The 13,821-nt window shown below is 35.5% G+C and carries 14 protein-coding genes; 8 read left to right on the forward strand and 6 right to left on the reverse strand.

Going from position 1 to position 13,821, the window contains the following annotated elements; translation table 11 throughout:
- Positions 1–798 (forward strand): Cof-type HAD-IIB family hydrolase, encoded by a 798-nt coding sequence (locus B6A10_RS05425; protein ID WP_188220020.1) that lies wholly within the window; start codon positions 1–3, stop codon positions 796–798.
- Between the two features lie 232 nt (positions 799–1,030).
- On the opposite strand, the gene B6A10_RS05430 is transcribed toward B6A10_RS05425, so the two are convergent.
- Both B6A10_RS05430 and B6A10_RS05435 read right to left on the reverse strand, forming a co-directional pair.
- On the reverse strand, positions 1,031–1,522 hold the full coding sequence (locus tag B6A10_RS05430) for a YegJ family protein (protein ID WP_188220021.1): 492 nt from the start codon (positions 1,520–1,522) through the stop codon (positions 1,031–1,033).
- Between the two features lie 25 nt (positions 1,523–1,547).
- Positions 1,548–1,979, reverse strand: a complete 432-nt coding sequence (locus B6A10_RS05435; RefSeq protein ID WP_188220022.1) for a hypothetical protein — start codon at positions 1,977–1,979, stop codon at positions 1,548–1,550.
- A gap of 185 nt (positions 1,980–2,164) precedes the next feature.
- Between B6A10_RS05435 and mtaB the strand changes: the two genes are divergently transcribed.
- Complete coding sequence (gene mtaB, locus B6A10_RS05440; protein WP_188220023.1) at positions 2,165–3,493, forward strand: tRNA (N(6)-L-threonylcarbamoyladenosine(37)-C(2))-methylthiotransferase MtaB; 1,329 nt, start codon at positions 2,165–2,167, stop codon at positions 3,491–3,493.
- Between the two features lie 147 nt (positions 3,494–3,640).
- Here mtaB and B6A10_RS05445 read toward each other — a convergent pair whose 3' ends face one another.
- Both B6A10_RS05445 and B6A10_RS05450 read right to left on the reverse strand, forming a co-directional pair.
- Positions 3,641–4,357, reverse strand: a complete 717-nt coding sequence (locus B6A10_RS05445; RefSeq protein WP_188220024.1) for a 3-ketoacyl-ACP reductase — start codon at positions 4,355–4,357, stop codon at positions 3,641–3,643.
- A gap of 2 nt (positions 4,358–4,359) precedes the next feature.
- Complete coding sequence (locus B6A10_RS05450; RefSeq protein ID WP_188220025.1) at positions 4,360–5,196, reverse strand: DUF6929 family protein; 837 nt, start codon at positions 5,194–5,196, stop codon at positions 4,360–4,362.
- Positions 5,197–5,358: 162 nt separating this feature from the next.
- Here B6A10_RS05450 and B6A10_RS05455 point away from each other — a divergent pair, with 162 nt between their 5' ends.
- Positions 5,359–6,237: a PPK2 family polyphosphate kinase gene (locus B6A10_RS05455; RefSeq protein WP_188220026.1), complete on the forward strand. Its 879-nt coding sequence runs from the start codon at positions 5,359–5,361 to the stop codon at positions 6,235–6,237.
- Positions 6,238–6,300: 63 nt separating this feature from the next.
- Here the strand turns inward: B6A10_RS05455 and B6A10_RS05460 are convergent, their stop codons facing one another.
- Positions 6,301–6,843 carry a hypothetical protein gene (locus tag B6A10_RS05460; protein WP_188220027.1) on the reverse strand — a complete coding sequence of 181 codons (543 nt, stop codon included), beginning with the start codon at positions 6,841–6,843 and terminating at the stop codon, positions 6,301–6,303.
- A gap of 565 nt (positions 6,844–7,408) precedes the next feature.
- Here B6A10_RS05460 and B6A10_RS05465 point away from each other — a divergent pair.
- From B6A10_RS05465 to B6A10_RS05480, 4 genes are all read left to right on the forward strand, one after another.
- A complete protein-coding gene (locus tag B6A10_RS05465) occupies positions 7,409–7,855 on the forward strand; it encodes a protein-disulfide reductase DsbD domain-containing protein (protein ID WP_026713347.1) in 447 nt (148 codons plus the stop codon).
- 10 nt (positions 7,856–7,865) lie between these two features.
- Positions 7,866–9,836 carry a protein-disulfide reductase DsbD family protein gene (locus B6A10_RS05470; RefSeq protein ID WP_188220028.1) on the forward strand — a complete coding sequence of 657 codons (1,971 nt, stop codon included), beginning with the start codon at positions 7,866–7,868 and terminating at the stop codon, positions 9,834–9,836.
- 188 nt (positions 9,837–10,024) lie between these two features.
- Positions 10,025–11,401, forward strand: coding sequence for an MATE family efflux transporter (locus B6A10_RS05475; protein WP_188220029.1), 1,377 nt, complete (start codon positions 10,025–10,027; stop codon positions 11,399–11,401).
- A gap of 30 nt (positions 11,402–11,431) precedes the next feature.
- Positions 11,432–11,662: a hypothetical protein gene (locus B6A10_RS05480; protein ID WP_026713350.1), complete on the forward strand. Its 231-nt coding sequence runs from the start codon at positions 11,432–11,434 to the stop codon at positions 11,660–11,662.
- Here the strand turns inward: B6A10_RS05480 and meaB are convergent.
- Complete coding sequence (gene meaB, locus B6A10_RS05485) at positions 11,659–12,726, reverse strand: methylmalonyl Co-A mutase-associated GTPase MeaB (protein WP_238929365.1); 1,068 nt, start codon at positions 12,724–12,726, stop codon at positions 11,659–11,661. The two genes, B6A10_RS05480 and meaB, sit on opposite strands and share 4 nt — an antisense overlap.
- A gap of 102 nt (positions 12,727–12,828) precedes the next feature.
- Here meaB and B6A10_RS05490 point away from each other — a divergent pair, with 102 nt between their 5' ends.
- Positions 12,829–13,740: an AEC family transporter gene (locus B6A10_RS05490; RefSeq protein ID WP_188220030.1), complete on the forward strand. Its 912-nt coding sequence runs from the start codon at positions 12,829–12,831 to the stop codon at positions 13,738–13,740.
- The last annotated feature ends 81 nt before the right edge of the window (positions 13,741–13,821 follow it).

Raw genomic sequence — 13,821 nt, forward strand, 5'->3', positions numbered from 1 at the left:
ATGAAATACAAAATGTTAGTTCTTGACATGGATGATACTTTGCTGAATGACAACCATGAAATCTCAGTTGAGAACAGAACAATGTTAGAAAAAGCTAAAGCAAAAGGCGTTCAGATAATTTTGGCTTCTGGAAGACCAACGCCTGCTATGATAGAATATGCCAGAGATTTAGGCTTAATGGATTCTTATATGATTTCCTTTAACGGAGCGGTAATTACTGATTTGAGTACCAATGAAGTGATTTTTGAACAAAGTTTGACTCAGGAACAAATTCATGCTTTGTACGATTACAGCAAAGCTAAAAATACTCATATTATTACTTATCTGGATGGAAAAGTAGTGAGTGAAACCCACTCGGAATATATTGATGTCGAAATAAATATTACAGGTTTGGAACATGAAGTGGTGCCTAATTTTAAAGAACGCGTGCAAACTTCTGCGATAAAATGTATTTTGCTGGAAGAACCTTCTTATTTGAAAGAAGTAGAAAATGATTTAAAGGCAGCGATGCCGCATTTAAGTGTGTGTATGTCGAAACCGTTCTTCCTGGAAGCAGCTCAAACAGGAATTGACAAAGGCGCCAGTGTGAAATTCTTGGCAGAAAAATTAAACATCGCTCAGGCAGAAGTTATCGCAGTGGGTAACGCCGGAAACGACCTTTCGATGATTGAATATGCCGGATTAGGCGTTTGGGTGGATAATGTGGATGCGCATTTGAGAGACAAAGGCAATGTGGTTGTCGCTTCCAATAACAATCACGGTGTGGCTGAGGTAATTGAACGATTTATTTTGGCTTAACGGTTTTTACCATTTTTTTGAACCATTAAGAAATTAAGGGAATTAAGAGTAGTTCTTAATCTTGATTTCTTGATGGTTTTTTGTTTATAAAATACCTCGTTGCAAACGCTTTAATTGGTATACAAAAAAGCTAGGTAGTAGATGCAATCGAGCACCAGAGGGGAATATCATAGTGGTAAACAGACATAAAAAAGAGATAATATTTACTTTAAAATAATACATCAAAAAAGGCTTAAAGTTTTATTCCACTATTTGTTTCAAAATCATTTCTTTCACTTTTGGACATTCTTTTTACTAGTAAACGAATAGTATAACCGCCATGTAATTTTGAATTTTTGAGATACATCCAATCACTAATTTCATTTTTATTTATTTCTACGGTGTCGCCTAGTTTTACATTTTTTATGATTTCTGGTAAATTGTCAATCACGCCTTTATATTTTTCGTCTTTAAAACCTTGAATATTGCCAATCCAAATATGTTCTATATTTCCGTTTTCTTCAAAACGTTTTTTTAAACTGAAAAATGTAAAAACACGACTGTTGTTTTTGAAAGCAATGTCAAAGCTATCCAAAGTTTTTTTGGCGTTTTCAATGGCTTGATTCATCTCCACATCTGAACTTTGAACTTCGTAAATGTCAGGTTCATTTTCACGTTCAATTTTTTTTGTATTACAACCAAAAAATATAATAAAAAAGGAAAGTAAAAGGATATTATTTTTCAAGTATTAATAGTATTTATATTGTTAGTTAATCAAATCCTACTTCAGAATAATACCATCTTTCTTCCAGTTTTTTAATGGTATAGGAAGCTTCAGGAATATCTTTTATTTTAAAGTCTTTTGGGATTTTATGGAAATCATAGATTATTCTTTTCTCTTTATCAAATGTGTTTTTTGCTTTTTTTATAAAAATAATCAGACTGTCATTTTCTTCTGTAAATCCAGAAAATGTTGGATTGTTTTTATTTCCGTTTTTAACTACTAAATCGATATCTAATTGCTTAATATCAGTTAAGATAAATTCATCGAATTCATCTGTATCATAAACCCCATCATTATATTTTTCAAATTTTGTAACTAAATTGTTTAGCTCTTTTTTATGTTTCAAAAATCTATTCTCACTAAATGGATTACAAGAAATAAAAACAAAAAAAATCAGAAATATTAGAAAATCTTTCATTTGAAAAGTACAATTTTGATTAGAGAACAAATTCTATCAGAAATTTATTTTTCTCAAATATATCAATAAATAACTACAAAATCGTTTAATGTAATAAAATATAAATAGATTGTACAATTCCCGTATTTGTTTGTAAATTTGCGCACGCTAATTTTTGACAACGATTTCATTATTAGCGATTACTTATGGAAAAACGCAAAAAAGTAGCCTTCTATACCTTAGGCTGTAAACTGAACTTTTCAGAAACTTCAACCATTGCCCGTAATTTACAGGACGAAGGTTTTGACCGAGTGGATTTTGAGGAAGTGGCTGATATGTATGTCATCAACACCTGCTCGGTAACCGAAAATGCCGATAAACAATTCAAACAAGTGGTTCGCAAAGCGATGAAGCTAAACGATAAAGCTTTTATTGCTGCGATGGGTTGCTATGCGCAATTGAAACCGGAAGAGTTGGCCAATGTGGATGGTGTGGATTTGGTGTTGGGTGCGACAGAGAAATTCAAACTGAACGATTACATCAATGATTTGTCTAAAAATGATATTGGCGAGGTGCATTCCTGCGAGATTTCCGAAGCCGATTTTTATGTAGGCAGTTATTCTATTGGTGACCGTACTCGTGCTTTCCTGAAAGTGCAAGATGGTTGCGATTATAAATGTACTTATTGTACCATTCCGCTGGCTCGTGGGATTTCACGAAGTGATGAATTGCAAAATGTCTTGAAAAATGCCTACGAAATTTCGCAGCAAGGCATCAAAGAAATTGTACTTACCGGTGTAAATATTGGCGATTACGGAAAAGGGGAATTTGGTAATAAAAAACACGAACATACTTTCTTGGAATTGGTTCAAGCATTGGATGAAGTTGAAGGAATAGAAAGGTTACGTATTTCATCTATTGAGCCGAATTTGTTGAAAAATGAAACCATAGATTTTGTTTCGAAAAGCAGAACTTTTGTGCCACATTTTCATATTCCGTTGCAATCAGGGAGCAATGACATTTTGAAATTGATGAAGCGTCGTTATTTACGTGAAGTGTATACCGAAAGAGTTTCTAAAATTCGTGAAGTGATGCCGCATGCTTGTATTGGTGTTGATGTGATTGTTGGTTTTCCGGGTGAAACCGATGAGCATTTCTTGGAAACCTACCATTTCCTGAATGATTTGGATATTTCGTATCTCCATGTTTTCACCTATTCAGAAAGAGATAATACTGAGGCAGCTGAGATGCCAGATGTTGTTCCGGGGAATGTACGTGCTAAACGCAGCAAAATGTTACGTAGTTTGTCAGTAAAAAAACGTCGTGCATTTTATGAAAGCCAGTTAGGAACGCAAAGAACAGTACTTTTTGAAGGAGAAAATAAAGAGGGATATATACACGGTTTTACCGAGAATTATGTGAAGGTAAAAGCTCCTTGGAATCCTGAACTGGTGAATACTTTACACGAAGTGAATTTATCACATATTGATGATGACGGAAGCGTGCGAATAGAATTCGTTTCGGCTTTAGTTTAGTCTTTTTAAAATATTTTTAAACCATTAAGGGATTAAGAAAATTAAGTGTTAGGCTTAAAAACTTAATTTCTTAATGGTTTTTGTTTTTTTATATTAGCCATGTAAGTTTCTTAAATGGACTTATATGACTTATATGGTTAGTTACAATTAAGGATTTGTAGACCAAATACTGCTGTTTTTGATAAACACGCGTCGATTGAGTTTTAGTTGCGCGATGATTAATTCGGCCATATCTTCGGCTTGCATCACTTTTTCAGGATTTCCATCGGTTAGATTTAATTCTTTAGCCATATCAGTAGCTACGGTGCTTGGCGTTAAAGCCGTTACACGAATGTTATGTTTACGCATTTCCTGCATTAAAGAATCCGTTAATCCCAAAACGGCAAATTTAGAAGCGCTGTAAGCACTGGTCATTGCATTTCCGGCTAATCCGGCTGTGGAAGAAATATTAATAATATCGCCCGTTTGTCTTTCTATCATATTTGGAACAACGGCGCGGGTCATATAGTAAGCTCCCATTAAATTTACCTTTATAATGCGCTCCCAGTCGGCAGGTTCCAGTTCTAAGAATTTACCAAAAGCGGCAATTCCGGCATTATTGATAAGAATATCAATGGTTTTGAATTCAGCTAAGGCTTTTTCTACCGCTGCGTTTACCGAATCCATGTCAGCTACATCAGCGGTTAAGGCTAAGGCTTTTACTCTTAACGAACGGGCTTTGGCAGCTACATTGTCAATTTCTTCCTGAGTTCTGGCCATTAAAATTACATTGACACCTTCTTTCGCTAAAGCTAAAGCAATGGCTTTTCCTATTCCTTTTCCGGCTCCTGTAATCAGAGCATTTTTATTTTTTAAATCGTTCATGTTTATTGTTTGTTTAAAGTGAGTTTGTAAATTGTACTTTGTAAGTTATCAGAATCACTGTCTTCGCAAAGTAAAAACTGAATTTTGTCTGGCGCTACATTGAAAACGGTTAGTCCTTCAAATTTATTGGTTGCACTGATTTTTTTTGTGAAATCAATTTTCATGGTTTCCAAGTCGATGCGTCCGATGATGCTTCCTAAGATTTCACCATCTTTATAGGTTGATTTGGTATTTTCGGCTGTGGCCAAAAAGTAAATTTTGTTTTCTACTAAAACAGCATCGGTAAAACTACAGCGAATACCTTTTATTTTAGGCAATTTGTAGTCGTTTGACATGAGTTTGAATTCCTCATTCAGTTTACGGGCTTCCACATGAAAGAGCGTATTTCTGGAATTTGGGCCATTGCCACGGTTCAGGAAATACCAGTTTTGACCATCGTAAATACTTCCTTCAATGTTAAAGTCTTCGGGAGCGATGGAAGCAAAATTTTGCATCACAGTATATAAATTTCCTAAATCGCTGGTTTGTGATTTTTTGTTTTGTTGTTTGTCAAATAGAATCATTTTGTTCCTTTTAGCAGAGGAGCCCGAACCAAAAACATAAATGCTGTCCTGAAATTCAGTGATGGATTCAAAATCGGCTTTGTCTTTTTTGGCTGTGTTTTCGGTTGGATTAGGGAGTAATTCGTGTTTTTTTAAATCTTTTGAATCCATTTGGTATTCATAGAGATAGCTGCTGTTGTCGCTTATAATGAAGAGTTTTTGGTCTTTGAAAATAAGTCCCGAAGCAGCTCCGATTCCGATGATGTGAAAAAGTATTTCCAGAGTGAATTTTTCCATAAATGATGTTGTTTACAGCTTTTGATTTTTAGCCCGGGTAGCAGCGGCATCCTTTGGCTACGTTTTTAAGTAGCCAAAGATATAGCGGATAACCGGAAACAGCTCCTTAAAAGTATGTTATTTATTTCTTATATTTGAGATTATAACGATAAAAGAATTCGTATGAAATCCATTGATCCGGCTGATTTTAAAGTAACAGCACCTATTCGACTTTCTGAAATTCCAACTAATTTATTCAATAAGGCCAGTGATGACGATAAAGAAGAAAAACTGGAAAAAGTGCAGGAAAAGTTAAGCGTATTGCAGGATGTAATGTATGCACACAACCGTTACGGAGTGTTGATTTGTCTGCAGGGAATGGATACTTCCGGAAAAGACAGTCTGATTCGCGAAGTTTTTAAGGAATTCAATCCGCGTGGGGTAGTGGTGCATAGTTTTAAAACGCCCAATTCAACCGAATTAGAACACGATTATTTGTGGCGCCATTATTTGGCTTTGCCGGAAAAAGGGAAATTTGCTGTTTTCAATCGCACGCATTATGAGAATGTTTTGGTGACCCGAGTGCATCCGGAATATATTTTAAACGAAAATTTGCCAGGAATAGAAAAGGTAGAAGATATTAAGCCTGATTTTTGGGAAAACCGCATGGAACAAATTCGGAATTTTGAAAAACATATTTATCAAAATGGGACGATTGTTTTGAAATTTTATTTTCATCTGAGTAAAGAAGAGCAAAGAAAACGTCTTTTACGCCGACTGGAAAATATGGAACACCATTGGAAATTTTCTCCGGGTGACCTGAAAGAACGCGAATTTTGGAATCAGTATATGGAATATTACGAGGAGGCAATCAATAAGACCGCTACTGAAAATGCGCCTTGGTACATTGTTCCTGCTGATGATAAGGAAATGGCGCGTTATATAGTTGCTAAGATTATTTGGGAAGAAATGCAAAAACTGACCGATATCAAAGTTCCGGATTTAGAAGAAAAAGTGAAAGCTAATTTTGCGATGTATAAGGAGCAATTGAGTAAAGAATAAAAAAAACACCTGACAGATTTCTAAAAAAATGTCAGGTGCTTTTTTTGAATGGATTATCCACTTTTATAATTTGAATCCGTACGCCAGACGAAGTCCAAACTGTCCGAAACCTTTCCCCTCAGTACCATCACTAAGCGTTTTTGGGAAATCAGAGTAATGTTCATAATGTACAGAAATATCAATGTATTTGGTTGCAAAACCAATAGTTGGCGCTAATAATAAGGAGGTTTTGTTGTAATTGTTAGTTACAGCAAATGCAGCTCCTGCTTCACCCATTACATAAAACTGGTTGTTCCACACAAAAGCTTTGAATCCGCCTTTGGCAGGAATAAAACCTAAATCCTGACCGTCATTTTCGCTTACAAATAAGCTGGTAAATCCTGTTGTTAAAGTGAAAGAATATCTTTTTGATAAGTCATATTGTAGTCGGACATCTCCTCCTAAAGTTAATTTATAAGGATCGTTGTTAGCATATCCGGTATTTAGGCCTAAACCGAGACGAAAACCCTGATCGTATTTAGGTGTTTCCTGTGCTTTAATTCCGTTGAAAGAGAATAGAGTCAGAGCCAGCATAAAAGCTGCGGTGATTTTTTTTGTTGTTTTCATGATTTGAGGGTTTTAATGTTTTTTAAAGAGATTATAAATTTTATAAACGAAGGTTGGATTTAAATGTTGTGATTGTTGGAATTTCAGTATGTTAAAAAAACTACAAATTTTAGGATGTTGTTGACTGTCTTTTTGTTATAAAAAAATAGGAAGAATAACTCTTTGTTTTGATTTGAAGTAAATAGTAAAGCTATGTCAAGCTAATTTTTTTTTAAAGATATTTTAGAGTTTAACAGTTCTTATAGTTTTGTTTTAAATTTTTTTTAAGATAAAAAAGTTATTTTTGCTAATAAGACACAAAAGTGAGTTGAGATAGTTTGAGTTTTTGGTTTGATGAGGAAAAAATGATTTGGTTTTGCTTAAAAGAATAAAAATAGTGCTAGAATCAGATTGTTTTAGTGTTTATTCTAACTGATTTAGTTGAAAAGTGGCATGATAAATGTTTTTTGATTATTACAGGTTCAGGAATTTCAGAAAATCAGGAAGAAGTAAAAATATAGCAGTTGATAATTTTAATTGAATAGGATTTAACCCAATATAAATATTGTAATTTAATAGAATAAGAATGAAAAAGATACTATTGCTTTTTGCCTTTATGATAGCTTTCATTGGTCAGGCACAGATATTAAAACCTGTAAAATGGTCCACTGCGGTGAAGAAAATTTCAGCAACCGAATATGAATTGATTGCTACGGCTACAATTGAAAAAGGATGGCATTTGTATTCTCAAGCGATTCCTGAAAACGGACCAAAACCAACAAAATTTGTTTTCCCTGCTAATCCAAAATTCCTTAAAAAAGGAAATACAATGGAAGAAAAAGGGCATACCGTACAAGATCCTATTTTTGAAATGCAAATTAAATATTTTGAAACCAAAGCTTCTTTCAAACAACGCATCCGTCTAAAAGGGAAAGCACCTTTTAAAGTAAAAGCGACAGTTGAATATATGGTTTGTGATGACAGCAGATGTTTGCCGCCAACAGAAGAAGATTTAGCATTTAGTATTAAATAAAAATAATTAGATGAAGAAGTTTCTTTTTGTATTCGCTTTCATTGTTTTTACAGCTCTGGGGTATTCTCAAAGTTCCGATCCGGTAAAATGGGCGACTTCTGTAGAGAAAATTTCGGATACCGAATACGATTTGGTTACCAAAGCGACTATCGAATCCGGCTGGCACTTGTACTCGCAGGTTATTCCTGAGGGAGGTCCTACCGCCACCAGTTTTATTTATGACGATAGTGAAGGAGGTTTTACCATAGTTGGAAATACAACCGAGGAAGAAGGAAAAACAGCAGAAGATCCTGTGTTTAAATTAAAAACAAAGTTTTTTGAGAACGAAGCTGTTTTTAAGCAAAGAGTAGAAGTTCAGGGAAAAGTAGCTTCTATACCTACTTTTATAGAATATGTTGCTGCAAATGCGACTCAAAGTTTAGAGGCAAAAGAGGTAGAGTTGACTTTTGATCTTGCTGCCGCGACAACTGCAACTGACACTAAAGCGGTTGAGGTACAAAAAGCAACCGCAGCTCCGAGTGATGTAAATACAACTGATACAGCTGCTAAAAAAGGACTTTGGTCGATCTTTTTTATTGCCTTTTTATCCGGTTTTGCAGCTTTGCTGACACCTTGCGTGTTCCCGATGATTCCCATGACAGTGAGTTTCTTTACGAAACAGAGTAAAAATAAAGCCGTTGGGATTAGAAATGCGATTATTTATGGTCTTTGTATCATTTTTATCTATGTTTTATTAGGAACAGCGGTAACGAGTATTTTTGGAGCTGATGCTTTGAATGCTTTGGCAACCAATGTTTGGTTTAATATCATTTTCTTTATCCTTTTAGTGGTATTTGCCGTATCATTTTTAGGAGCTTTTGAAATTATGTTACCCAATTCGTGGGCAAATAAAGTAGATTCTCAAGCCGACAGAGGAGGGATGATTGGAATCTTTTTTATGGCTTTGGCTTTAGCGATTGTATCTTTTTCCTGTACAGGACCTATTGTAGGAACCTTATTGGTAGAAGCCGCTTCTAAAGGAGGAATTGCTCCAATTATCGGGATGTTAGGATTTTCATTTGCGATAGCTTTACCCTTTGCCTTATTTGCTGCCTTCCCGGGCTGGTTAAACTCTTTACCAAAATCAGGAGGCTGGCTAAATACGGTAAAAGTTGTTTTGGGATTCTTAGAATTGGCTTTAGCATTCAAATTTTTATCTCAGGCCGATTTAGTATTGCAAACACATTTTTTGGAAAGAGAAGTGTTTTTAGCGATTTGGATTGCCATTTTTGGGGCTTTGGCATTTTATCTTTTTGGAAAAATCCAATTGCCGCATGATTCTCCGTTAACCCATATTTCGGTAGGAAGATTAGGTTTAGGATTGATTGTGATGTCATTTACCATTTATATGATTCCGGGATTATGGGGAGCGCCTTTAAATTTAATTAGTGCCTTCCCGCCACCTCAGGAATATAGCGAATCACCTTATGGAGTGGGTTATTCTAAAACCGGAGGAGCTTCCGAAGTGCCAACAGAATTGCCGGAAGGAGCTCATCTTTTAGCCCCGCATGATATTGTTGCTTTTGATGATTATGACAAAGGTTTGGCTTATGCTAAAGAAGTTGGTAAACCGGTGATGTTAGATTTTACAGGTTGGGCTTGCGTGAACTGCCGAAAGATGGAACAAAATGTTTGGCCCAAGCCGGAAATTTTGAAAATTCTGAAAAACGATGTGGTTTTAATTTCACTATATGTGGATGACAAGCGTCCGTTGGAAGCGGATGAAATTACCGAATCTAAATTGCAACCCGGTAAAAAGTTGAAATACATTGGTCAAAAATGGAGCGAATTACAAACACTGAAATATAAAGCTAATTCTCAGCCATTTTATGTGCTGATGGATCATAATGAAGAAAATCTTAATACTCCGGTTGGTTATACACCCGATGTAGAAGAATTTTACCAATGGCTTCAGGATGGGATTTTAAAATTTAAAAAATAAAATCGAATTTTTTGTTGATTTTGTAATATAGTAAAGCTGTAAAAAAATACTCTGTTTTTAATATTGAACAATCCTTTCTGTTTTCAGGAAGGATTTTTTTCTTTTAGGAATTTTACAAGAATATTAGCAGTATTGATGATTACTATCGCAGTACTTCTGCTTACCTTTGTCGCCCATAAAAAAGAAAAATGTCCTTAGCTACTTATACCAAAGAGTTCTCCTATAATTTACGATTAGCCTATCCTATTATTTTGGGAATGTTAGGTCATACTGTTGTGGGAATTGTCGATAATGTGATGGTGGGTAAATTAGGCCCTGCTGAATTGGCTGCCGTTTCTTTGGCTAACAGTTTTGTGTTTATAGCCATGTCTTTGGGAATTGGTTTTTCAACAGCCATTACACCTCTGGCTGCCGAAGCGGATGGCGAACAAAATATTGAAAAAGGCAGGAGTGTTTTTCATCATGGCTTGTATTTATGTACTTTTTTAGGTTTTTTTCTGTTTGTGTTGGTCTTTTTTGCCAAACAGTTGATTGTTTTTATGGGACAGCCTGCTCATGTGGTGGATTTGGCTAAACCGTATCTCGATATCGTCGCTTTTTCGTTGATTCCGCTGATTATGTTTCAGGGTTACAAACAATTTGCCGACGGCATGAGTGAAACCAAATATTCCATGTGGGCAACCATTTTAGGAAATGTGGTTAATGTGGTTTTGAATTATTTATTCATCTACGGAATTTGGTTTTTTCCCGCTTTAGGAATTGTGGGTGCTGCTATCGGAACGATTGTTTCCCGATTTGTAATGCTAGGTTATATGCATTACAAAATGCAGCGAAAACCGAAATTTCATCCTTTTTTTGAAGGTTTTTCAATTAAAGAATTAAAGAAGGAAATGAATCTTAAAATCATCCGATTGGGTGCCCCTTCTTCGATGCAAATGTTTTTTGAGGTAGCCTTATTTACCAGTGCGGTTTGGTTGTCGGGAACGATTGGGGTTGCTAATCAGGCGGCGAATCAGATTGCCTTGAGTCTGGCTTCGTTTACTTTTATGTTTGCGATGGGACTGAGTGTTGCGGCAACTATCAGAGTGGGCAATCAAAAAGGATTGGGCGATTATAAGAAAATGAAAATTGTAGCTTTTTCTATTTTTCTATTGGTGGTTTTGTTGGAAATATTCTTTGCGTTGTTTTTTATTTTGTTTCATCAGCAAATGCCTGAATTGTTTGTGAATATGAATGATGTTGCCAATTTAGCGGCCAATGCCGAAGTGGTAACGATAGCGGCTCAATTGCTTCTGGTAGCTGCAGTTTTTCAAATTTCCGATGGTATTCAGGTGGTGGTTTTAGGAGCTTTGCGTGGTTTGCAGGATGCTAAAATCCCGATGTTTATTACTTTTTTTGCCTATTGGGTTGTAGGTTTTCCGGTATCGGTTTATTTAGGATTATTTACTCAACTCAAAGCCGTGGGAATCTGGATAGGCTTATTGGCAGGTTTAACAACAGCAGCTTTATTTTTGTATCTTCGCTTCATCAGTTTAACAACCAAATTGATTCGGGAAAAACATTAGCAGCAAATAAAAAATCAAATTATAAATAAAATGGAATTACCAAAATTTGTACTCGGCGACAATACCGATTTTCCGGATGATATTTTTATCATTCATTTAGATTATCCAAGATTTATTATCAATTTAAAAGATGATGAAGTGGAAATTATGGAAGAACCTGAAGATTTGGATGAGGCCGAATTAAATGCCGAAATGGAGAGTTTAATTGAACAGGCGAATGCTTTTTATGACAGAGAAATGGAACGCTATGAGCAGGACTAAGTTCTGAGGTTTTTGTAGGTTTCTAATAATAACTGAGCGGCTGCAAAAGGTGAAGTTTCATTGTTTTGCACCGCTTTTTTAGTTTCTTTCAATACATTTTGAATTTGAGGATGGTTAAAAAAGTCCTGTTTTAATTGATCATTAATGGTTTCTGTTAGCCAATAGTCATTTTGTTCGGCTCTTTTACGGTTAAAATAACCATTGTTTTTGGTTGTTTCTACATAGTTTAAAATAATTTTTTCTACTTCCGGAATACCTTCCTGAGTTTTAGAACTACAGGTGGTTACTGTTGGAATCCAACCTGACTTTTTTGGTGGAAAATAATGTAAAGCTCGACTCAATTCGGTTTTTGTTAATGTAGTTTTGGGAATATTGTCTCCATCCGATTTTGTAATGACAATTGCGTCGGCCATTTCTATAATTCCTCTTTTGATGCCTTGCAATTCATCACCGGCTCCAGTAATTTGTAATAATAAAAAGAAATCGACCATGCTGTGAACGGCAATTTCACTTTGACCAACACCCACCGTTTCAATGATAATAGTATCAAATCCGGCGGCTTCACAAAGCGTAATGGTTTCTCTGGTTTTTCGGGCTACACCGCCCAGAGTTTCTCCTGAAGCCGAAGGACGCACATAAGCATTGGGATCTTTGGATAATTTTTCCATTCGGGTTTTGTCTCCTAAAATACTGCCGTGCGAAACGGCACTACTGGGATCAATTGTCAGAACGGCTACTTTTTTACCCTGATGAGTCAAATGTTTACCAAAAACTTCAATGAAACTGCTTTTTCCAACTCCGGGAACGCCCGTGATTCCTATTCGAATGGATGAATTGGCATGTGGTAAGCAGCCATTGATAACTGTATTTGCTTTAGCGAAATGATTCGGATTGTTGCTTTCGATTAAAGTAATCGCCCGACTCAATGCAGTGGTGTCTCCTGCAATAATTTGAGCAATAAGTTCTTCGGCTTCAGGTTGTACCATTCTGGCCTGACGAACTTTTTTTAAGACCGAAGGGTTGAAGTTCTCAGGGTTTTCGTGATGGTTTTTATCCTTTTTCAAAATACAGATGCTTTACGTAAAAATAATACAATAAAGATAAAAATTTTGATAATGCTATTAAGGTTATGATACTAGCAAATTAGTAAATATCTTTGCAGCACTATGATTAATATACTGCTGATTTTTGTCTATTTACTGCTGGGTGTTGCTTTGCAATACGTTAAATGGTTTCCTTCCGATAGCTATAAACTCATTAATAAGTTTGTCGTTTACATCTGTCTTCCGGCTTTAGCTTTATACTATATTCCAAAAGTGCATTGGGATAATCAATTGTTGTACTTGATAGGAGTTACCTGGATAGGTTTTAGTCTTGCTTTCTTTTTATTTCGCTTTCTGGGAAAAAAATACGGATGGTCGAAAAAATTAGTAGGTTGCTTGATTATTACCGCCGGTTTAGGAAATACGTCTTTTTTGGGCTATCCCATAGTGAATGCATTATATGGTTCCGAAGGATTAAAAATGGCTATTTTAGTTGACCAACCAGGAACTTTTGTAGTGCTTTCAACTCTTGCTGTTGTAGTAGCTACGCTGTATTCTAAAGAAGCAACCAGCGGTGCTGAAATAGTGAAGAAAGTCATGTTGTTTCCGCCTTTTATATGCTTTTTAGTGGCTGTTTTTGCTAATGTTTTGGATCTGGATTTTCATGATTATTTTCAATTGGCTTTCCAGAAATTAGGCAGTTTGCTCACGCCTTTAGCAATGATTTCAGTTGGTTTACAATTGCATTTTGACAGCCGAAGCCAACATTGGAAATTTCTTTGGATTGGTTTGGCTTATAAATTACTAATTACACCGGCGCTATTGTTTTTATTATATGTTGTTATCTTAAAACAACACGGTTTAATGATTCAGGTAGCATTGATTGAGGCAGCCATGGCGCCTATGATTATGGCAAGTATTCTGGCTACTTCTCACGGATTAAAACCAAGGCTGAGTAGTATGATGATTGGTTTTGGGATTCCTATTTCCTTTGTTACGCTCGCTTTTTGGTATTTTGTTTTGCAGTATATTTAAAACAAGTTTTTGTCTTTAACAAACATTTATCTCTGCAAAAAAACTAAGGTTAACTTTTTTTTGACTAATTTTATAGGACTT

The sequence above is a fragment of the Flavobacterium pokkalii genome, from assembly GCF_014596575.1.
Taxonomy (GTDB): Bacteria; Bacteroidota; Bacteroidia; order Flavobacteriales; family Flavobacteriaceae; genus Flavobacterium; species Flavobacterium pokkalii.